Here is an 18523-nt window from a genome sequence, read left to right on the forward strand (position 1 = left end):
CAGCCGCACCACTATTCCGCCGTCAGACCACCGTGCCGGGCATCACACCCTCGGGAGGCGGGTGCGGCTTATGCCGCCTTCGCGGTCTTGGCAGCCGCGGCCGGTTTATCCTCGACCGGGCTGATCTGCTTCATCAGCAGTTTTTCGATCTGCTGCAGCCGGCGCTTGTCGGTCAGCTTCATGCCGGTCAGATCCTGCAGATAGAATACGTCCACCGCACGCTCGCCATAGGTGGCGATATGGGCCGAGCCGATGGTGAGGTTGAGGTCGTAGAGGCCGCGGGTGACGTCATAGAGGAAGCCCGGGCGGTCACGGCCATTCACCTCGACCACGGTGTAGCGGTTGGACGCCTGGTTATCGATCAGCACACGCGGCGCCACCTTGAACACACGGGTGCGGCTGGGCATGCCGGGCTTTTCCAAGGCGATAGCCGAGCGCAGCTTCAGGTCGCCCGACAGCGCGCGCTCGATGGCGGTGCTCAGCTTCTTGATGCGGTCCGGCTTGTCGAAGGCGCCGCCCTCGGTGTCCTGGATATAGAAACTGTCCAGCGCCATGCCGTCATTGGTGGTGAAGATCTTGGCATCAACGATATTGGCGCCGGTCGCCGCCATGGCGCCGGCGACACGGGCGAACAGGCCCGGATGGTCGGGCGCATAGAGCGTGAATTCAGTGACCGAGCGGAAGGTGTCAGGTCGCGTCGCCGTGGTCAGCGTGCGCTTGGCCGCATCGGCTTCGCGCATCAGCCGCGCATGGCGCAGGATCACATCCACATCGTTCGAGTACCAGTAATTCTCGTAATGCCGCTTGAGCAGGCGATCGATCTCGGCCTTGCTCCAGTCGCTCAATTGCGCGCGCACCTTCTCCTTGGTTTCGGCGATGCGCTGATCGCGGCCACGGCCGGCAAAGCCGCCCGAGAGATATTCCTCGGCGCGGTAATACAACTCGCGCAACAGCTGGCCCTTCCAGCCGTTCCAGATCGTCGGCCCGACGGCGCGGATATCGGCAACCGTGAGGCAGAGCAGCAGACGCAGGCGCTCCGGGCTCTGCACCAGCTGGGCGAAGTCGACCACTGTCTTGGGATCGGCAATGTCACGCTTGAAGGCCGTGGCCGACATGGCGAGATGCCAGCGCACCAACCAGCCGACGGTTTCGGTTTCCGCCGGCGTCAGGCCAAAGCGCGGCCCGAGTTTCTCGGCCACCTTCTCGCCCAGCATCGAATGGTCGCCGCCCCGGCCCTTGGCGATGTCATGCAGCAGCACGGCGACATAGAGCACGCGGCGCGACAGCACCTCCTTGATCACATTCACGGATAAGGGGTGATCTTCCTTCAGCGCGCCGCTTTCGATGCGCGACAGGATGCCGATGGCGCGGATGGTATGCTCGTCCACAGTATAGGTGTGGTACATGTCATGCTGGGTCTGCGCCACCACGCGGCCGAAATCGGGCACGAAGCGGCCGAACACGCCGGCCTCGTTCAGGCGCCGCAGGGTGGTTTCCGGATCCTGCTTCGAGCACAGCATGTCCATGAAGAGCTGGTTGGCACCCGGGTCATTGCGGATCTTGCCATCCAGCAGCTTGAGATGGCGCCGCACCAGGCGCAGCGCCTCGGGATGGATATCCAGCCCCTGCTCCTGCGCCAGATGAAACAGCCGCAGCATCTTCACCGGCTGTTTCTCGAACATCGTCTCGCTGCCGACATTCACCCGGCCGCCGGCGATCTCGAAGCCATCGATGGTCTTGGGCCGTTTGATCTTGGCCTTGATCGCCGCCAGCGGTTTTTTCTTCTTGTGGCGCTCTTCCAGTGCGGCGGCGAAGATGCGCGTCAGATCGCCCACTTCCTTGGCGATCAGATAATACTTCTTCATGAAGCGTTCGACATCGCTGCGGCCCGGCCGGTCGGCATAGCCCATCGCCTTGGCGATCTCGACCTGCATGTCGAAGGTGAGCCGCTCTTCGGCGCGGTTGGCCAGGTAATGCAGATGAATGCGCACGGTCCACAGGTATTCCATCGCCTGCACGAAGCGGCGCTGTTCTTCCGCATGCAGCAGGCCGCGCACCACCAGTTCGGCACTGTCCTCGATGCCGTAGACATATTTGGTGATCCAGACCAGCGTGTGCAGGTCGCGCAGGCCGCCCTTCCCTTCCTTCACATTGGGTTCGACCACGTAGCGCGAGTCGCCCATGCGGCGATGGCGCTCGTCGCGCTCGGCCAGTTTCTTCTCGATGAAATCGGGGCCGGTCTTGGCCACCACATCGGTCTGGAAGCGCGCCTTCAGCTGCGCCGCCAGATCCTGATCACCCCAGATCCAGCGCTGTTCCAGGATGGCGGTGCGGATGGTGACGTCGCTCAGCGAGAGCCGGATGCATTCATCCACCGAGCGCGTGGCATGACCGACCTTGAGGCCGAGATCCCACAGCAGGTAGAGCATGAACTCCACCACCTGCTCGCCCCAGGGGGTCTGCTTGTAGGGGAACAGGAACAGCAGATCGACATCGGAAAACGGTGCCATCTCGCCGCGGCCATAGCCGCCGACGGCGACAATCGACAGCTTCTCGGCCGCGGTCGGATTCGGCAGGCGATAGACCCGGTTGACCGTGAAGTCATGTACCAGGCGGATCACCTGGTCGATCAGGAAGGCAAAGGACTGCCGGGTGGCCATCGCCGCGGTGCCGGCCTGGAAGCGCTGGTGGATCACCTGCCGCCCCTGGGCCAGCGCTGCCTTCAGCAGCACCAGCGCCTGGGCGCGCTGCTCGGCACTGCCGGGCGCGCCCAGCGCATCGAGCTGCAGGGTCAGCGACTTGCGGTCGATGATCGCACGGGGATCGGCTATCAGCGGGCGGACGGACATGGTGCTCTATATATAGCGATCCGATGCCATATCGCTACTGAACCTGCGCTTAAACCGACTGGAAATTCACCATGCCGCCGCCATCGATCACCATGGTCTGCCCGGTCATGAAACTGCCGGCGGCGGAGCTTAGGAAAACCGCCGCCCCGGCGATCTCGTCCGGCTCGCCCACCCGGCGCAGCGCATAGCCCTTGGTCGCCTTCTTGGCGATCTCCGGGTTCTCCCAGAGTGCACGTGCGAAGTCGGTCTTGATCAGGCCCGGCGCGATGCAGTTGGCGCGCACATTCTGCGGCCCCCATTCGACCGCCAGGTTGCGGGCCAACTGCATGTCGGCGGCCTTGGAGATGGCATAGGCGCCCAGCGTGTTGGAGCCGAACAGGCCGCCCACCGAGGAGATGATGATGATGGCACCATTGCCACGCTCGGCCATGCCCGGCGCCACCATGTTGCACAGCCAGTGGTTCGACTTGATGTTGACATCCATCACCTTGTCGAAGGCATCGTCGGGGATGTCCTTCGACGGGCCGAAATAGGGATTCACCGCCGCATTGCAGACCAGCACGTCGATCCTGCCCCACTGCTTCACCGTGGCATCGACGAGTGCCTGCAGCTGTGCCTTGTCCGAGACATTGCAGGGCACGACAATCGCTTCGCCGCCTGCGGTTTTGATCTCCGCCGCCACCTTTTCGCAGGCCTCGGCCTTGCGGCTGGTCACCACCACCTTCGCGCCATGCTGCGCCATGCGCAAGGCAATCGCGCGGCCGATGCCGCGGCTTGAACCGGTGATGACGGCGACCTTGCCGGAAAGATCGAACAGCGTGTCGGACATGTTGGCGTTTCCTGCGTTTCTGATTGGCGATGCAGCTTAAACACGGCGCCCGTCCTATGGGAACTGCCGGCCGATACACCTATATATCTGCGATGATGAAACGCCTGGCCTGCCTGCTTTTGCTTGCCGTTGCGGCAGCCTGTTCTACGCCAACGACACCGCCGCCGCCCCGTGTGGCGGTGTGGCAGGGCGACAGCACCGGCCTGCTGTTCATGCGCGTGATCGCCACGGATGCCCTGCGCGATGCCCGGCTGACCACGCCCGATGGCCAGAAGATCCTGGCCCAGCGCATCAGCCAGCCTGAACCGGCATCCAGCGGCAGTGGCGAGGGCTGGGGCCGGCCCAGCGTGGGCGTCGGCGGTTCGGCCGGCTCCAGTGGCGGTTTCGGCACCGGCATCGGCCTCAGTTTCCCCATTGGCGGTGGCGGCGGTCGTGCCAGTGGGCAATCCACCCAGGTGGAATTCGCCCTCGATCCGGCCCTGCTGGCACAATACCGTGCCCGGCCCGGCGACTGGCTACTGGAGCTGAATTTCGGCAGCCGGGTCAGCACCCTGGCCGCGCCGCCGTTGCCGTGAACGGCCTTAAGCGCCGGACAGCCTAGGTAAAAGCTGCCGCCAGGCCATCGCTGCCCCATCAGGAAGTACGGGAAATCCGCCATTTTAACCATGGCACGCGGCTTGCTCCGTCCGGATCAGGAAAATGATGTCCGGGACAGGAGTTGCCGTCATGGGAATTGCGTTGCTGTCGTTGCGCCAGGCCGAAAAGGTCGAACCCCAGCTCAAGGCCGCCATCAAGGCCGTGCCGCTGGCCCAGAAAGCCCTGGCCCAGGCCGCCACTGCAGCCGCGCCCAAGCCCAAGACCCTGGCCGAAGCCGGCCTGAGTGCCCGCGAGCGTCTGGCGCTGCGTGAGGGGCCGGCCGAGGCCGTCGCCGCCGCCCTGAACGCCCGCCAGTATGTGCAGCAGATCGTCGCCAAGGAGCGCGAGGTCACCCGCGCCCAGATGGTCTGGGCGCTGGGTCGCATCGAGCCGAATGAAATCGACAACATGCTGCGCTCGCTGGCCAAGATGCGCGGCCGTTACGCCACCCTGGTGCTGGAATATGCGCAGAACGAGCGCCCGATCGGCACGGTCGCGCTGGAAGAGCTGCGTGGCCTGCGCGTACGGATCGAGGAATTCGAACGCGGCCTGGAAACCATCAAGACCGCCATCCTGGACGGCACCGCGGAAGTGGCCGGCGTCAAGGTCGCCCAGCTGTAAACGGGATCAGGCGCCGCGCCGGCGCCGGTTCAGCGCCGCGCGTCGAGCGCGAGGCGGAGCGCCAGTGCGGCAAACACGCCGCCCAGCAGACGGTTCTGCCAGCGCACGAAACCCGGTCGTGCGCCGAGGAATTCACCCAGCCGTCCTGCCGCCAGAATGATCGCGCCATTGACGATGCCGCCCGCCACATTCAGCACGCTCGCCAGGATCAGCGCCTGCGCCACCGCGGTATCGGGATCGGGCCGCATGAACTGCGGAAACAGCGCGAGAAAGAACAGCGCCACTTTCGGATTGAGGATATTGGTGAGCAGGCCCTGACGGAACAGTGCCAGCAGCGGCACGGCCGGCGCATCGCCGGCCGGCGGCTGGAAGCCACCACTGCCGCGCAGCGCCTGCACCGCCAGATACAGCAGATAGGCCGCACCAGCCCAGCGGATGATCTCGAACATCACCGGCGCCAGCAGCAGCACGCCGCTCAATGACAGGCCGGCAATCACCGCGTGGAAATAACAGCCAGCGCTGATGCCACCGAGCGTGACGAAGCCAGCAACGCGGCCCTGCGCCACGCTGCGCGTCATGATCAGCAGCATGTCGGGACCAGGCGTGACCACCAGCGCAAAGGCGGCGATAGTGAAAGTAAGCAGTGTGGCGAGATCCATCATTGGCGCGAACTCCTGTCAGCGCCGATGATGCTGGGACACCGTGATTCGATCAACCGACCGGCAGCACAAAATCATAGCGCGCGATGGCCTGGTCCTGATCACCCGCCACGCTGAGCAGCAGGCGCCGGTCAAAGATCCGGTCGCGCGCGTTGCCGGCTTCGCCGGGGAAATACAGCTGCGTGGTGAGAATGTCGCTGCGCGGCGGCTGCAACTTCACATGCATATGGCGGGTGCGGCCCGGATACAGGCCCGGCACGATGGTCTCGAACTGCCAACGCCCCTGTGCATCGGTGAACTGATGGCCGCGCAGGCGATAGCCGGTGTTGTCATACTGGCCGGCGGCATCGGCATGCCACAGATCGACCAGCACGTTGGGCAGCGGCCGGCAGTTGCGGCCCAGCACCAGGCCGCCGACACGCAGGCGGGTGCCCGTCATGCCGGCCTCCAGCAGGCTGGCCCGCAGCGGCGACTGCGGCTTGAAATACGGCCCCTCGGTCTGTTCGGGTGTCACGCCATGGTCGTCGCCGCAGGCCGGGGTCGGCTCGAGCAGCCGTTGCTGGGCCTGGGCCGGCACATGGGCCGCAAAGGGCAGGCTGCCGAGCAGGGCGGCCTGCAGCAGCAGGGCGCGGCGGGATTTCATCATGATGCTCCTGAAGATGGGGGTGGCGGAGGATTTGGCCAGCTTCACGGCCCAGCATCAGCCAACCTGCGCCGCGGGACAGGCCGGAACAGCCGGTTTGTGGCCACCGTCACAGCCGGAGGCCGGTTTGGATTTGACTTAACGAACGGTCGTTCGTAATATTTTGACCATGAGCAAAGGACAGCAAACCCGTGCCGCCATCCTGACCGAGGCCCTCCGCGCCGCCAGCGTTGAGGGCTTTCAGGGCATCTCGATCGGCATGCTGGCCGACCGGCTGAAGATGTCGAAATCCGGCCTGTTTGCCCATTTCGGCTCGAAGGAAGAGCTGGAAATGGCCTTGCTGGACGAGGCCGCCCAGCGGTTCATGGACACGGTATGGCAGCCGGCGATGAAGGCCCCCCGTGGGCGGCCGCGCATCGAGGTGCTGTTCAAATCCTGGCTCGGCTGGAGCCTGAATCATGAGGATCTGCCGGGTGGCTGCCTATTTGTGGCGCTGGCGGTGGAAGTGGACGACAAGCCCGGTCCGGTGCGCGACCATCTGGCCGAGATGCAGGGCCAGTGGCAGTCGATGCTGACGCGCAGTGCCCAGATTGCGGTTCAGGAAGGGCATTTCCGCGCCGATCTCGACCCCAAGCAGTTTGCCTACGATCTCCAGGGCATTTTCCTGGCGATGAATTATTACCGCCGCCTGCTGCGTGACGGGTCGGCCGTCGACCGCGCCGAAGACAGTTTCCGCAGCCTGATTGCCCGTGCCCTGCCTCTTCACTGACAGGTTTTGACACCGGTACACGTTAGTCTTTGCGTTAATCCCCCAGACCAAACAACAAAAAGAGCCTCCCCATGACGACCACCGCCCCCTCCGCCCCGCAGACCCTGCTAAAAAAGCACGATCGTTCTGACGCACTGCAGCACGCCCGCCGCCTGCAGCCGACCGGCGAACGGCCGGCCTGGCTCGGGCCCCGCCCGGTGCTCAGCCCGACCAAAGCCGAACTCGGCTGGCTGAATGGCGTGAACGAACCTGCCGTGTTCGATGGGCTCGATGCGCCCTGGTGGCAGCTGACTCTGCCGGCGCTGAACAGCCTGGTGGAAACCTGGATCGAGCGCGCCCGCATCCGGCGCGATCTCACCAAGGTGGATGCCCGCAGCTTGCGCGATGCCGGCATCTCGCCCGGCGCCGCAGCTTTCGAAGCCGCGCAGCATTTCTGGCAGGCGCCGATCGAGCTGCGCGATTATCCGGCCGACAAGGCCAGCGCTTAATCACACGCCGATTTCATCCTGCGGCATCTTCGAGATGCCGCAGGATGTATTGATCCGCTGCGGCCCGCTCCCTAGACTGTCGGTCCGACAATCCGACCGACAGTCATAAGTCGGCGCAGGGAGGATCATAATGCAGAAGCGTGCCGGCACCGATGGTGCCGACAAGGGCGTTCGCGCCGACATTACAGCTGCGCCGGACATTTCTGCTGCCGACCGCATGGTCGAAGAGCTGGCCTATCGCATTCTGCCCGGCTGGCTGCAGGCTGCCTTCGGCACCCTGACCCTGGCGGTGATGGTGCTGGTGCTGAACCAGCAGTTCAACCTGCATCTGTTCGGCATCACGCTGGTCGAGAACCGCTATCTCTTCCTGCTCGCCGCCGCCACCCTGCCGCTGGTCTTCCTCGCCTATCCCTGGCATCCGCGCGTGATGCGCTCAGCCGCCTGGCTCGGCTTCGATGTGCTGCTCAGCCTTGTCACCATGGCGGCGCTGTTCTGGTTCTCCTGGAAGGCGGAAGCCATTCTGGGCGAAGGCTGGGAATTCGCTGCACCGGCGATGGCGAAAATCCTCGGCGCGCTGCTATGGGTGCTGATCCTGGAAGCGCTGCGCCGCACCGGCGGCACGCCGATCTTCATCATCGTCACCATCGTCTCGCTCTATCCGGTGGTGGCCGGCAAGCTGCCCAGTCCGCTGAACGGCATCGACCAGCCGCTGGATGACACGCTGGCCTATCACATCGTCTCGGCCGAAAGCGCCTTCGGCATTCCGATGCGGGCCTTTGGCGAGATCGTCATCGGCTTCATCGTCTTCGGCGTGGCGCTGAACCACACCGGCGGCGGCAAATTCTTCAATGACATCGCCTTCGCGCTGGTTGGCCGCTGGCGCGGCGGCGCCGCCCAGGTCGGCGTGATTTCCTCGGCCTTGCAGGGCTCGATTTCCGGCAGCGTGATTTCCAACGTGATCTCGTCCGGCGTCGTCACCATACCGGCGATGAAACGCACCGGCTTCCGCGCCGACTATGCCGGCGGCGTCGAGGCCGTGGCGTCTACCGGCGCCGTGCTGATGCCGCCGGTGATGGGCTCCACCGCCTTCGTGATGGCAAGCTTCCTCGGCATCTCCTATGGCGAGATCGCGCTGGCCGCCGCGGTGCCGGCGCTGCTGTTCTATTTCGGTCTTGCCATGCAGATCGATGCCTATGCCGCCCGCCTCGGGCTGAGAGGCATGAAGCAGGAGGAACTGCCGTCGCTGAAGCAGACGCTGAAAGACGGCTGGCTGTATATCCTCGTCTTCGCCGTGCTGGTCTGGCTGATGATCAACGAACAGCAGGAGGCCACGGCGCCCTTCGTGGCCACCGCGCTGCTGCTGGTGATCAACCAGATCCTGCCGAAGAACCGCCTGAGCTGGAAAAGCCTGGTCGAGCTGGTGCTGGCCACTGGCCGCGCGCTGGCCGAACTGGTGGCAATCCTCGCCGGTGTCGGCTTCATCATCGGCGCCTTCTCGGTCACCGGCCTGGCCGGCACGCTGGCCAACGATCTGGTCTACATCGCCGGCGACAAGCCGATCGTGCTGCTGCTGATGGGCGCCGTCACCAGCTTCATCTTCGGCATGGGAATGACGGTGACGGCCTGCTACATCTTCCTCGCCATCGTGCTGGCACCGCCGCTGGTCAAGGCCGGCCTCGATCCGCTCGCCGTGCATCTGTTCATCATGTACTGGGGCATGATCTCCTTCATCACGCCGCCGGTGGCGCTGGCCACCTTTGCTGCGGCACCGCTCGCCCGCGCCTCGCCGTTCAAGATCGGCTTCCAGGCGATGCGGCTCGGCGCCGTCATCTACATCGTGCCGTTCTTCTTCGCGCTCAACCCGGCGCTGATCCTGAAAGGCGACCCGATGGAAGTGGTGTCGGTGATCGTCACCGCCTTCATCGGCGTGGGACTGATCGCGGCTGCGATCCAGGGCTGGCTGATCGGTGCCGGCCGCCTGGACGGCACATGGCTGCGCCTGCTGGCGCGCATCATGCTGGCGCTCGGCGGTCTCGCACTTGCAGCACCGGGCGGCAACCTGATCCCGATCAGCAACATGTTACTGGCGGTGATCGGCGCGGCGCTCGCGCTGGGCGCTTTCCTGTTGCTCAAACTCAGTAACCGCGACACACTCAACGCATAAACAAGACATAAACGGGAGGACTACAATGCGTCACTATACTTATGCCCTGCTCGGTGCTGTCGCCGGATTGGCCCTGTCTGCATCGGCCTTCGCGCAGAAACTGCCCGACCAGCTGACCTGGACGGCCTATGACGTCGGCTCCGGCGGCTACAACCAGGCGGTTGCCGTTGGCAATGCGCTCAAGAACAAGCAGAACATCACGCTGCGCGTGCTGCCCGGCAAGAATGACGTATCGCGCACTGTGCCGCTGCGCGAGGGCAAGGTGCCCTTCTCGGCGAATGGTGTCGGCGGCACCTATATGGCGCAGGAAGCCGTCTATGAATTCGGTGCCAAGGAATGGGGCCCGCAGCCGGTGCGCACCCTGCTGCTGAACAATTCCGATGCCCTGCTCACCATCGTCGCCGCCAAGGATACCGGCGTGAAGACCATGGCCGATCTGAAGGGCAAGCGCGTAGCCTGGGTGATCGGCGCGCCGTCGCTGAACCAGAACATCACCGCGCTGCTGGCCTATGCCAACCTGACCTGGAACGATGTGCAGAAGGTCGAGTTCGGCGGCTTCGGCCAGGCCATGCAGGGCATCATCAACGGCCAGGTCGATGCGGCTTTCTCGTCCACCATCTCCGGCCCGGTCTACCAGCTCGCCTCCAGCCCGCGCGGCGTCGCCTATCCGACCGTGCCGCACGGCGACAAGGCCGGCTGGGAGCGCCTGAAGGCCAAGGCGCCGTTCTTCGTGCCCTTCATGGGCGCCGAGGGCGCCGAGATGAGCGCCGCCAAGAAGGTGGAGGCCGCCACCTATCCCTATCCGGTGCTGATGACCTACGACAATATCGATGCCGGCTTGGTCTATGCGATGACCAAGGCGATGGTCGAACTGTTCGGCGACTACAAGGATGCCGCACCCGGCAACAATGGCTGGGATATCAAGCGCCAGGTGTTCGACTGGGTGGTGCCGGTGCATGAGGGCGCCATCAAGTACTTCAAGGAAATCGGCGTCTGGAAGCCGGAATTCGACAAGGCCAATGCCGCCCTGGTCGAGCGCCAGAAGACCCTGGCCGCAGCCTGGGCCGTCCATAGCAAGGCGAGCCATGCCGATGACGCCGCTTTCATGAAGGCCTGGCAGAAGACCCGCGCCGATGCGCTGGTCAAGGCCAAGATGGATGTGTTCCTGACCGAGTGGTAATCACTCGGACGGATGCTAGACTACAGCGGCCCGCCCTCACCGGCGGGCCGTTTCCATTCCGGGAGCCGTCATGCCTGCCATCGCCATCCTGCCATCCGTCAATCTCGACCGCACGGCAGCCTTCTACCGCCGCTTGGGATTCGAGCGGCAGAACCGCTATCCCGATTATCTGGTGGTGGTGCGCGACGACTTCGAACTGCATTTCGCCGATTGCAGCGGGGCCGCACCGATCCTGTTGGATCCGAAGAACAGCGTGTCGGCCTGTTATTTCCGCTGTAGCGATGCCGATATCCTGCATCGCGAATGGCAGCCGCTCGGTCTGCCGCGCTTCAGCGCCATAGAGGGCAAGCCCTGGGGCCTGCGCGAATTCCATTTCGTCGATCCCGACGGCAACCTGATCCGTGTCGGCCATCCGCTGGCTTGAATTTTGCGCAATTGCAGCGGGACAATTCCGCGCTTTCAAAGCCGCCCGCTGTCGGCTTAGGCTGCGCCCATGCCCGATGATCTGATGCTGCAGCATGTCCGCCGTTTCGGCCGTTACAACCAGTGGGCCAACCGGCGCCTCTATGAAGCCTGCGGCACGCTGCCGGCGGCGGAGTTCAGCGCGCCGCGACCGAGTTTTTTCGGCAGCATCATGGCGACGCTGAATCACATCCTGGTCGGCGACAGCATCTGGCTCGGCCGCTTCACCGGCAACCCGCCGCCCGGCGTCACCCGGCTCGACCAGATCCTGCATGCGGAGTTTGCGCCGCTGCATGCCGCCCGCGAGGCGAAGGATGCCGAGATCATCGCCTTTTGTGACTCTCTGACAGAGGCTGGCATCAGCGCCAGCTTCTCCTATGCCAACATGCGCGGTGAGCGCTTCACCGATCCGCTGTTCCCGCCGCTGATGCATTTTTTCAACCACCAGACCCATCATCGCGGCCAGGTGCATGGCCTGCTGAGTCATGCCGGCATCAGCCCGCCGGAACTCGACATGATCTATTTCCTGCGCGCGGCGCGTTAGCCTTCGACCGGCGTGAAGATCTGCGCAATCAGCAGCGTGGCCACCGCGCCATCGGCGCCCACCACCGGCAGCAGCAAAAATTCCACCGTGAACAGCCGGCCGTCGATATCGCGGTCGATACGGGCGTGGATCGCCTTGCGCGTCTGCACCACCAGGTCGCAGGCCCGCAGCGCCTGCATGGCGAATTCCGATTCCGGATGCTGGTCCATATACATGCCGGCCGGATCGACCTGCAGATGCGCGATGAAATGGTGGCCGACACTGCGATAGCGATAGCGCCGGCGCTCGGGCCCCGGCTCGACATCGACGATTACCAGCATGCCATCCAGATAGCCATGGCGCTGCGGGTCGAGGAACTCCACGCCCGGCAGGACGTCATCGCGCGCCGCCTGCTGCCAGTCGCGGTAGAGCCGGTTGAGCCGCAGGGTTTCCAGCTGCTCGCCTGCGGCCAGGGTGGTGAAATTGGCGCCGCTGCTGGTGAAGGTCATGGTCGCGTCATCCTGACTGTCGCGCGCCGTAAGGCAGGCGCGGCGCATCGGCCGGATAGAGCTGGGCGATCACCAGACGGTCGATGACGCCATTCTCGTCACCGACCAGCGGCAGAAGCAAGTATTCCAACGCATAGCGTTTGCCGTCGATCCGGCGTGCCGCTGTGATATGCACCGGCTGGCGCGCGTCGACAGCGAGGCGGCAGGCCAGCGGGCCGCTGGCGGCTACGGTGGGGTCGTCATGCTCATCCATCCATAAGCCGGTGGAATCACGCCCGCGCCGCGCCACCACATCGGTGCCGATCAGCCGGTAGTGGAAGCGCGTGATGTCTGCCAGCGGTCGCTCAACGCCAACGATCAGCAGCTGGCCGAGCAGATAGCTCAGCTTGGCTGGGTCGATGAAAGCATGGCCGGGCAGACTGCCGTCGGCGGGCGTCGCGGCAATCCAGTCGGCATGCAGGCGACGCAGCAGCGGATGCGCGAGCCGGGCGGGCGAATCAAGGATGCCGTACCGCAGCTCCCGGACCCTGTCCGCCATCGCCGCCCTCCCCTAGAGCCGGGCGTAGTCGATCGGACCGTGCCGGTCGAGCGGTGTGCCGCCATCGGGCATCGGGTATTTCAGGCCCGCCGCGCAGTTCCACAGCACCACGCGATCAGTGGGCTTCACCCGACCGGCAGCCAGGGCCTGTTTGTAGGCGGCATAGGTGGCCGCACCTTCGGGGCACATCAGGAAACCTTCCTGCTTCGCCACCTCATCAAGGGCTGCCGTGATGGCGGCGTCTTCCACCGCCATGGCGAAGCCGCCGGAATTGCGCACGGCATCGAGGATGAGGAAATCCCCAATCGCGGCCGGCACGCGGATGCCAGCGGCCACCGTATGTGCATTCTCCCAGAGCTTGGCATGGCGTTCGTTGCCCTCGAACGCGCGCACGATCGGCGCACAGCCCGCCGCCTGCACCGCGATCATCTTCGGGCGTTTGCTGCCGATGAAGCCGATGGCCTCCAGTTCCTCAAACGCCTTCCACATGCCGATCAGCCCGGTGCCGCCGCCGGTGGGATAGAAGATCGCATCGGGCAGGTCCCAGCCGAGCTGTTCGGCCAGTTCCAGTCCCATGGTTTTCTTGCCCTCGATGCGATAGGGCTCTTTCAATGTCGAGGTATCGAACCAGCCGGCCGCTTCCTTGCCGGCGCCGACAATCTTGCCGCAGTCGTTGATCAGGCCGTTGACCTTGTAGAGCCGCGCCCCCTGCAGCACGATCTCGTTCATGTTGACCTGCGGCGTGTCGTCGGGGCAGAACACCACGCTTTCGATGCCGGCGCGGCTGGCATAGGCGGCGAGCGCGGCACCGGCATTGCCATTGGTCGGCATCGCCATCTTTTTCACGCCAAGCTCTTTGGCCATGCAGACAGCCAGCGCCAGGCCGCGCGCCTTGAACGATCCGGTGGGCAGCCGGCCTTCATCCTTCACGATGATCTCGCCATCGCCGCGCAGGCCGAGCTTTTGCGCCAGCCGCGGCAGGCTGAGGATCGGTGTCATCACCTCGCCCAGCGAGACGATATTCTCGGTTTTGCGCACCGGCAGCAGTTCGCGATAGCGCCACCAGTTCGGCGCCCGCGCCGCGATCTTGGCTTTGGTCAGGGTCGCCTTCACGCCGGCGAGGTCGTAGCGCACCAGGATCGGATAGCCCTGGGGCGAGAGATTGTGCAGCTGGCCGGCTGGCAGCCGCTCCCCGGTCATGCCGCATTCCAGATGGGTGACGAAATGCGGCGCCTCGGGGATCAGGCTGCGGTCGATGCTCATCTGCTGGCTGCTCACTCGGAAAACGGACGGAATACCAGTTTACACAGGGTCATCGGGGGGCGGGAGGGAAGATTCCCGCCGCGCTTCGTCCGGCTTCGCTGCGGTTCCCCGGCATTCCCTGACCTTCCCTGGCATTCCCTGGCATTCGCTGCGGTTCGCTGGGCTTCGCCAGGGTTCGCTGGAGGCTCATGCGGGTTCGGCACGGATGCATACAATAATATGTGTGTGCCGGCCCGGCCGGCCGAACGGCTTGCCTGAAAAGAACATAAATAGTACGAGAGGGTGGCAAAACAAGCGGTGGCCGTCAGGCTTGCGTCCGCACGGCCGGTGCTGCATATAACCATTGGGTTAAGTATCAAACCGGAGACCGGCATGAGCGAGCAGAAGAACACCTACAACGGCGGCTGCCATTGCGGCGCGGTGCGCTACAGCGTGATCACCGGCCACAATCCGCCGGTGATTTCCTGCAACTGCTCGATCTGTTCGAAGAAGGGCTCGCTGCTGAGCTTTGTGCCTGCCGACGATTTCAAGCTGATGGCCGGCAAGGATGCGGTGAGCGACTACCAGTTCAACACCATGAACATCCATCACCTGTTCTGCAAAACCTGCGGCGTGGAATCCTTTGCCACCGGCACCGCGCCGAACGGCGCCAAGATGGTGGCGATCAATGTGCGCTGCCTGGAAGGCTTCGATCTGGACTCGCTGGAGCCGGTGAAATACGACGGCAAGAGTCTGTAAGACGGCCATGCAGCACCGCTACAGCTTCCGCCCCATGACGGAAGCCGACCTGCCGATGCTGCGGCAATGGCTGCAGACACCGGATCAGAAGTGCCAGGCGGTGCCGATGCGGAGGACATGCGAGGTCAGCTCCGCCTTGTTGTTGGTCCGGTAGGCCGCATTCGCAGCCGGGCTGCCGGGGACATTATTGTTTTCGATCGTGCCCAGCTCGGCATAGAGATATTCCGCCTTGAGGCTCCAGGCCTTCGACAGGGCATATTCCATGCCGCCGCCAACGGTCCAGCCGACCAGCATCTTGTCTTCCGCCAGGCCCTTGGACTGGTAAGCGATGTTGAGCTGCGTGAAGGTCTGGTCCACCCGGGCATGGGTCAGGGTGACACCGCCGGTGGCGAACAGCAGCAGGCTGCCGGAGAAAGCCTCCGGCACATATCCGACGCGCGGGCGCAGGCTGGCGAAGAAATCGGTTTCCACCTTCTGGTCTAGCCGGTAGACGCCGCCGGTCGCCGGCACCCTGGCCGTAACCGACGACGACTCCTTCAGGCCGAGATAGCCCGCCTCGCCTTCCAGGCCATAGACGATCCTGCTGCGCATGACCTGATAGCCGCCATAGAGGCCGCCGGTGAAAGCCGTAGAATCGAGGTCCGTCGTGCGGCGCCAGAAATTACCGTCGTTGATGTCAGTGGCGCTCGGGCCGTTAAAGCTTCCGGTCGGGTTGAGGCTCATCTCTGCCTTGCCCATGGCGGTGCCGACGGTGAGGCCGGTATAGAAGCCGGTCCAGTCGGGGTCCGCAGCCTGGGCCGTGCCGGCACAGCAAACAAGCCCGATGCAGGCCATCGTCATTCTGACCGATGTGTTACGCATGACCCAATTCCCCGGCAAAAACCCCGCCTTGGACGCGATAGCGTTTTCGCTCTGCATCCCCACAGGCTGACTGATTAACTCATTTTACCCGGGTGAATCTATAGTTAAGGTCGCTTAAATGGAGTTTACGCCCGAGGCACAATCTTTAATTGCCAAACTATTTACACAGCACACCCCATGCGGTGACCGATCCCGATCCGGAAAAACGCCCGCGCCATCCGCGCCCATGAGAAGGCCGGATTCAAACGGGATGACAAAGGTGGCTTGCGCGAGACGCCCCGATTAAAAACATCGTCACCCTCGACCTTGTGTCGAGGGTCCATCCCATGGTTATCGCAGGCGGGATGGGACAGATGGGTCCTCGGATCAAGTCCGAGGACGACGGTTCTTTGTTTTACGTCACCTAAAACCGGTGATAGGCCCGCGCGATGAGGCATTCCTCGTCGCCGGGCTGGCAGTCGCGGCAGACAATGGGGCGCACATCATAGATGCCGCAGGCGACATGCTCGCCAAGTTTTCCAGACAGCGCCGAGCACCGGTCGCCATCGCAGCGCATCCGGCCCGCTTCGTCATCGACAAAACGGGCCGGGATGCGCGCGAGCGCGGCATCGTCTTCGAGCGAGAAGCGGGGCCAGTCGCGCGAATACGCGCAACAGGCACCACAGCTCTGGCAATCGAAGGACGCCGCGCCCGGGTCTTCTTTCGTCTGTTTGATCAAGCGATGGCTCGATCAGGCAGGCGTCAGATCAGGCGGCCTGCAGGCTGCGCACGGCAACCTTGCCCGAACGGCTGTCCTGCTCGGTGTCGAAGGAGACCTTCTGGCCCTCCGACAGCATGCTCATGCCAGCGCGCTCGAGAGCGGTGGCGTGCACGAACACGTCCTTGCCGCCGTCTTCCGGCTGAATGAAACCAAAACCCTTGGTGGAGTTGTAAAACTTAACGATACCAGTCTGCATGGGATATTCCTTAGTCCGTAGAGATGAGCCAGATGCACAAGCCACAACGATGCCGTGGCCCCCATATGGCTTTCGATGTTTTGGAGAGAGAGTCGGCTCTCTTAATAAGAGCCTGGAGGTGCGCCCGGCAAAACCAGAGCGGACAGCCAGAAGGTCCGGCCAAAATGTCGATGGCGCGGACCCTAGGCTTTAATTGCGGCGAATACAAGGCCGATCTTCGCTGCAGACCGGAGCATTGCATCCGCCGCCAAACCGCCAAATTCCGGGTGGCGTGGCGGTCTATTCGTAGCGTTCGAGGATCCGCCGCACCGCGCCGCTGCCGACAACGCGGCGCAGGGCGGCTTCGAGGCGGCCGGCCTGCTGCACCATCGGCGATTGCCGCGACACCACGATATAGGAGTCGCGGCCCGGCACGTGATAGGGCGACATCTGCAGCGGGAAGCCGGTCTGGCGCAGCAGCCACAGCGCCTGCAGCTCGGGCATGATCGCGGCATCGACGCGCCCGACCACGGCCAGTCGCAGCGCCGAGGTATAATCATCGACCGCAATCCGGACCAGGTCTTCGTCGGCATCAAAGCGGTCGAAATAGGTGGCGCCGCGCAACACGGCGATGCTGCGGCCCCGCAGATCGTCATAGTCGCGGATCGGTGATGCCGTGCGCGCGTGGAGAAAAATCTTCGGCTCCTGCGGCAGCGGCGGTTCAAGATAGTGCAGATAGCCCTCGCGCTCGGCCGACCGGTTGGGGCCGAGCATGATATCGGCCTCGCCCGCCTGCATGACGCGGAAGGCACGCGCAAAGGGCAGCTCGATGAAGTCCAGCTGCAGACCGGTTTCGGCCGCCACCAGACGCAGGATGTCGACATAGATGCCGCTGTAATACGGCGCGCCATTGGCCGAGCCGACGATCCGATAGGGCGGCGCATCGTTTATAAGTACACGAGCAGTCGTCTGCGCCGCAGCGGCGAAAGACAACAGGAGTGCCGCAGCAAAACAGGCTGGCAGCAGAAGCAGACGGGCGGCGCGCAGAAGCATGGCACCAGTTTACCGCTGGCCTGCAACCGGTGCCAAGCAACTCGTGGATGCCCGGGCTTAGCCGTGGCATCCCCGCTTTCCGCTTTAGCCTTTCAGCAGCGCCTTGAGCTGGTACAGCAGGTCGAACTATCATTGTTCTAATCGCACTTCCGGGGGATGACTTGGGACGAAACCGAACCTGGATGGCCCTGATGACGGCTATCCTGCTTGCCTTTATCGGTGGGTGCTCAAAAACCACGGCCCCGCAGACGCGCCTCATAGCTGCCTTACCTGCTGCTCTCGACACCATTCATATCGTTTATGTCAGCAGCGGCTTGCAGCCAGATTATTCGCGTATGCCATCCGGCTTTTCCATTTACGGCGAGATGAATGCAGCTCTGCAGACGCAGCGCGCCAACGCTGCCGCAACCAAGCTCAATAGCAAAGGCGTCCATAGTGTGGACGCAAAGATTATGAAACTGGCACCCGAAATCTTTCAGCGCAACGGATTGCAAGGGACTGTGACCACCTATGTGACCCAGCATCGTATGTTTGATGAAATGAAATCCAAGGCCGAGGATGCAAAAGCCCGCGATCCGCAAAGGCCGATATACTGGTTGCTGATATGGCCGGCCAGCGGGGAGACAAGCACCTTCGGATCTTCGCTGACCTTCGAGGCATCTCTCTGGAATCTGTCAGATCAGCGCAATTACTGGCGAAGCAACTATATGATGGCACTCGGCCGCAGCGATATCGACGACGAAAAGGTCGAGCAGATGCTGTCCGCCGTTATCGGCACTTTAGTAGCAACCGCTCATCCTTGA

21 protein-coding genes are annotated in these 18523 nt (G+C 63.7%); 10 read left to right on the forward strand and 11 right to left on the reverse strand.

Translation table 11 applies throughout. The features are described 5' to 3' along the window. Window positions 1-68 precede the first annotated feature (68 nt). Both AAG821_RS00165 and AAG821_RS00170 read right to left on the reverse strand, forming a co-directional pair. A complete protein-coding gene (locus tag AAG821_RS00165) occupies window positions 69-2849 on the reverse strand; it encodes a [protein-PII] uridylyltransferase (protein WP_341909172.1) in 2781 nt (926 codons plus the stop codon). 49 nt (window positions 2850-2898) lie between these two features. Further along, window positions 2899-3678 (reverse strand): SDR family oxidoreductase, encoded by a 780-nt coding sequence (locus AAG821_RS00170; RefSeq protein WP_341909171.1) that lies wholly within the window; start codon window positions 3676-3678, stop codon window positions 2899-2901. A 92-nt stretch (window positions 3679-3770) separates the two neighbouring features. Between AAG821_RS00170 and AAG821_RS00175 the strand changes: the two genes are divergently transcribed. Together AAG821_RS00175 and AAG821_RS00180 are read left to right on the forward strand one after the other, a co-directional pair. After that, window positions 3771-4253 carry a hypothetical protein gene (locus AAG821_RS00175; RefSeq protein WP_341909169.1) on the forward strand — a complete coding sequence of 161 codons (483 nt, stop codon included), beginning with the start codon at window positions 3771-3773 and terminating at the stop codon, window positions 4251-4253. A 151-nt stretch (window positions 4254-4404) separates the two neighbouring features. Further along, window positions 4405-4935 carry a hypothetical protein gene (locus AAG821_RS00180; RefSeq protein WP_341909166.1) on the forward strand — a complete coding sequence of 177 codons (531 nt, stop codon included), beginning with the start codon at window positions 4405-4407 and terminating at the stop codon, window positions 4933-4935. Between the two features lie 29 nt (window positions 4936-4964). On the opposite strand, the gene AAG821_RS00185 is transcribed toward AAG821_RS00180, so the two are convergent. Both AAG821_RS00185 and AAG821_RS00190 read right to left on the reverse strand, forming a co-directional pair. Then, window positions 4965-5597, reverse strand: coding sequence for a LysE family translocator (locus AAG821_RS00185; RefSeq protein WP_341909164.1), 633 nt, complete (start codon window positions 5595-5597; stop codon window positions 4965-4967). Window positions 5598-5646: 49 nt separating this feature from the next. Continuing rightward, window positions 5647-6240, reverse strand: a complete 594-nt coding sequence (locus AAG821_RS00190) for an intradiol ring-cleavage dioxygenase (RefSeq protein WP_341909163.1) — start codon at window positions 6238-6240, stop codon at window positions 5647-5649. A gap of 166 nt (window positions 6241-6406) precedes the next feature. Here AAG821_RS00190 and AAG821_RS00195 point away from each other — a divergent pair, with 166 nt between their 5' ends. The 6 genes from AAG821_RS00195 to AAG821_RS00220 all read left to right on the forward strand — a co-directional run bounded on the left by AAG821_RS00195 (window position 6407) and on the right by AAG821_RS00220 (window position 11844). Further along, window positions 6407-7006, forward strand: a complete 600-nt coding sequence (locus AAG821_RS00195) for a TetR/AcrR family transcriptional regulator (RefSeq protein WP_341909161.1) — start codon at window positions 6407-6409, stop codon at window positions 7004-7006. Between the two features lie 71 nt (window positions 7007-7077). Next, window positions 7078-7494: a hypothetical protein gene (locus tag AAG821_RS00200; protein ID WP_341909159.1), complete on the forward strand. Its 417-nt coding sequence runs from the start codon at window positions 7078-7080 to the stop codon at window positions 7492-7494. Window positions 7495-7624: 130 nt separating this feature from the next. Then, entirely contained in the window at window positions 7625-9658 is a 2034-nt protein-coding gene (locus AAG821_RS00205; RefSeq protein ID WP_341909157.1) for a TRAP transporter fused permease subunit, read from the forward strand. A gap of 25 nt (window positions 9659-9683) precedes the next feature. Beyond that, complete coding sequence (locus tag AAG821_RS00210) at window positions 9684-10838, forward strand: TAXI family TRAP transporter solute-binding subunit (protein WP_341909155.1); 1155 nt, start codon at window positions 9684-9686, stop codon at window positions 10836-10838. A 70-nt stretch (window positions 10839-10908) separates the two neighbouring features. Continuing rightward, on the forward strand, window positions 10909-11262 hold the full coding sequence (locus AAG821_RS00215; RefSeq protein WP_341909154.1) for a VOC family protein: 354 nt from the start codon (window positions 10909-10911) through the stop codon (window positions 11260-11262). A gap of 69 nt (window positions 11263-11331) precedes the next feature. Continuing rightward, entirely contained in the window at window positions 11332-11844 is a 513-nt protein-coding gene (locus tag AAG821_RS00220; RefSeq protein ID WP_341909152.1) for a DinB family protein, read from the forward strand. Here AAG821_RS00220 and AAG821_RS00225 read toward each other — a convergent pair. Genes AAG821_RS00225 through AAG821_RS00235 form a run of 3 tightly spaced genes read right to left on the reverse strand, consistent with a single transcriptional unit; the run spans window position 11841 to window position 14133 of the window. Further along, window positions 11841-12332: a hypothetical protein gene (locus tag AAG821_RS00225; protein ID WP_341909151.1), complete on the reverse strand. Its 492-nt coding sequence runs from the start codon at window positions 12330-12332 to the stop codon at window positions 11841-11843. The genes AAG821_RS00220 and AAG821_RS00225 overlap by 4 nt on opposite strands. A 7-nt stretch (window positions 12333-12339) precedes the next feature. Continuing rightward, complete coding sequence (locus AAG821_RS00230; protein ID WP_341909149.1) at window positions 12340-12870, reverse strand: PAS domain-containing protein; 531 nt, start codon at window positions 12868-12870, stop codon at window positions 12340-12342. Between the two features lie 12 nt (window positions 12871-12882). After that, complete coding sequence (locus AAG821_RS00235; protein WP_341909148.1) at window positions 12883-14133, reverse strand: threonine synthase; 1251 nt, start codon at window positions 14131-14133, stop codon at window positions 12883-12885. 372 nt (window positions 14134-14505) lie between these two features. Here AAG821_RS00235 and AAG821_RS00240 point away from each other — a divergent pair, with 372 nt between their 5' ends. Continuing rightward, window positions 14506-14871, forward strand: a complete 366-nt coding sequence (locus tag AAG821_RS00240) for a GFA family protein (RefSeq protein ID WP_341909147.1) — start codon at window positions 14506-14508, stop codon at window positions 14869-14871. An 84-nt stretch (window positions 14872-14955) separates the two neighbouring features. On the opposite strand, the gene AAG821_RS00245 is transcribed toward AAG821_RS00240, so the two are convergent. The 4 genes from AAG821_RS00245 to AAG821_RS00260 form a co-directional block, all read right to left on the reverse strand. Next, entirely contained in the window at window positions 14956-15732 is a 777-nt protein-coding gene (locus AAG821_RS00245) for an outer membrane beta-barrel protein (protein WP_341909145.1), read from the reverse strand. Between the two features lie 403 nt (window positions 15733-16135). Then, the gene (locus AAG821_RS00250; RefSeq protein ID WP_341909144.1) at window positions 16136-16450 is read right to left on the reverse strand and encodes a YkgJ family cysteine cluster protein; all 315 of its coding nucleotides are present in this window, start codon (window positions 16448-16450) and stop codon (window positions 16136-16138) included. A gap of 28 nt (window positions 16451-16478) precedes the next feature. Further along, on the reverse strand, window positions 16479-16688 hold the full coding sequence (locus AAG821_RS00255) for a cold-shock protein (protein WP_341909143.1): 210 nt from the start codon (window positions 16686-16688) through the stop codon (window positions 16479-16481). Window positions 16689-16967: 279 nt separating this feature from the next. Further along, window positions 16968-17720, reverse strand: a complete 753-nt coding sequence (locus tag AAG821_RS00260) for a transporter substrate-binding domain-containing protein (RefSeq protein ID WP_341909141.1) — start codon at window positions 17718-17720, stop codon at window positions 16968-16970. A 191-nt stretch (window positions 17721-17911) separates the two neighbouring features. On the opposite strand from AAG821_RS00260, the gene AAG821_RS00265 reads away from it, so the two are divergent. After that, complete coding sequence (locus AAG821_RS00265) at window positions 17912-18523, forward strand: hypothetical protein (RefSeq protein ID WP_341909140.1); 612 nt, start codon at window positions 17912-17914, stop codon at window positions 18521-18523.

This window comes from Ferrovibrio terrae (genome assembly GCF_943372915.1).
Lineage (GTDB): Bacteria > Pseudomonadota > Alphaproteobacteria > Ferrovibrionales > Ferrovibrionaceae > Ferrovibrio > Ferrovibrio terrae_A.

What these genes read in the sequence shown, in the direction of transcription:
- AAG821_RS00200 (WP_341909159.1), top strand. Translation starts at nt 7,078, where the DNA reads ATGACGACCACCGCCCCCTCCGCCCCGCAGACCCTGCTAAAAAAGCAC.
- AAG821_RS00170 (WP_341909171.1), bottom strand. Translation starts at nt 3,678, where the DNA reads ATGTCCGACACGCTGTTCGATCTTTCCGGCAAGGTCGCCGTCATCACC.
- AAG821_RS00225 (WP_341909151.1), bottom strand. Translation starts at nt 12,332, where the DNA reads ATGACCTTCACCAGCAGCGGCGCCAATTTCACCACCCTGGCCGCAGGC.
- AAG821_RS00230 (WP_341909149.1), bottom strand. Translation starts at nt 12,870, where the DNA reads ATGGCGGACAGGGTCCGGGAGCTGCGGTACGGCATCCTTGATTCGCCC.
- AAG821_RS00245 (WP_341909145.1), bottom strand. Translation starts at nt 15,732, where the DNA reads ATGCGTAACACATCGGTCAGAATGACGATGGCCTGCATCGGGCTTGTT.
- AAG821_RS00240 (WP_341909147.1), top strand. Translation starts at nt 14,506, where the DNA reads ATGAGCGAGCAGAAGAACACCTACAACGGCGGCTGCCATTGCGGCGCG.
- AAG821_RS00260 (WP_341909141.1), bottom strand. Translation starts at nt 17,720, where the DNA reads ATGCTTCTGCGCGCCGCCCGTCTGCTTCTGCTGCCAGCCTGTTTTGCT.
- AAG821_RS00210 (WP_341909155.1), top strand. Translation starts at nt 9,684, where the DNA reads ATGCGTCACTATACTTATGCCCTGCTCGGTGCTGTCGCCGGATTGGCC.
- AAG821_RS00180 (WP_341909166.1), top strand. Translation starts at nt 4,405, where the DNA reads ATGGGAATTGCGTTGCTGTCGTTGCGCCAGGCCGAAAAGGTCGAACCC.
- AAG821_RS00255 (WP_341909143.1), bottom strand. Translation starts at nt 16,688, where the DNA reads ATGCAGACTGGTATCGTTAAGTTTTACAACTCCACCAAGGGTTTTGGT.
- AAG821_RS00235 (WP_341909148.1), bottom strand. Translation starts at nt 14,133, where the DNA reads ATGAGCATCGACCGCAGCCTGATCCCCGAGGCGCCGCATTTCGTCACC.
- AAG821_RS00265 (WP_341909140.1), top strand. Translation starts at nt 17,912, where the DNA reads ATGACGGCTATCCTGCTTGCCTTTATCGGTGGGTGCTCAAAAACCACG.
- AAG821_RS00190 (WP_341909163.1), bottom strand. Translation starts at nt 6,240, where the DNA reads ATGATGAAATCCCGCCGCGCCCTGCTGCTGCAGGCCGCCCTGCTCGGC.
- AAG821_RS00205 (WP_341909157.1), top strand. Translation starts at nt 7,625, where the DNA reads ATGCAGAAGCGTGCCGGCACCGATGGTGCCGACAAGGGCGTTCGCGCC.
- AAG821_RS00215 (WP_341909154.1), top strand. Translation starts at nt 10,909, where the DNA reads ATGCCTGCCATCGCCATCCTGCCATCCGTCAATCTCGACCGCACGGCA.
- AAG821_RS00195 (WP_341909161.1), top strand. Translation starts at nt 6,407, where the DNA reads ATGAGCAAAGGACAGCAAACCCGTGCCGCCATCCTGACCGAGGCCCTC.
- AAG821_RS00175 (WP_341909169.1), top strand. Translation starts at nt 3,771, where the DNA reads ATGATGAAACGCCTGGCCTGCCTGCTTTTGCTTGCCGTTGCGGCAGCC.
- AAG821_RS00165 (WP_341909172.1), bottom strand. Translation starts at nt 2,849, where the DNA reads ATGTCCGTCCGCCCGCTGATAGCCGATCCCCGTGCGATCATCGACCGC.
- AAG821_RS00185 (WP_341909164.1), bottom strand. Translation starts at nt 5,597, where the DNA reads ATGATGGATCTCGCCACACTGCTTACTTTCACTATCGCCGCCTTTGCG.
- AAG821_RS00220 (WP_341909152.1), top strand. Translation starts at nt 11,332, where the DNA reads ATGCCCGATGATCTGATGCTGCAGCATGTCCGCCGTTTCGGCCGTTAC.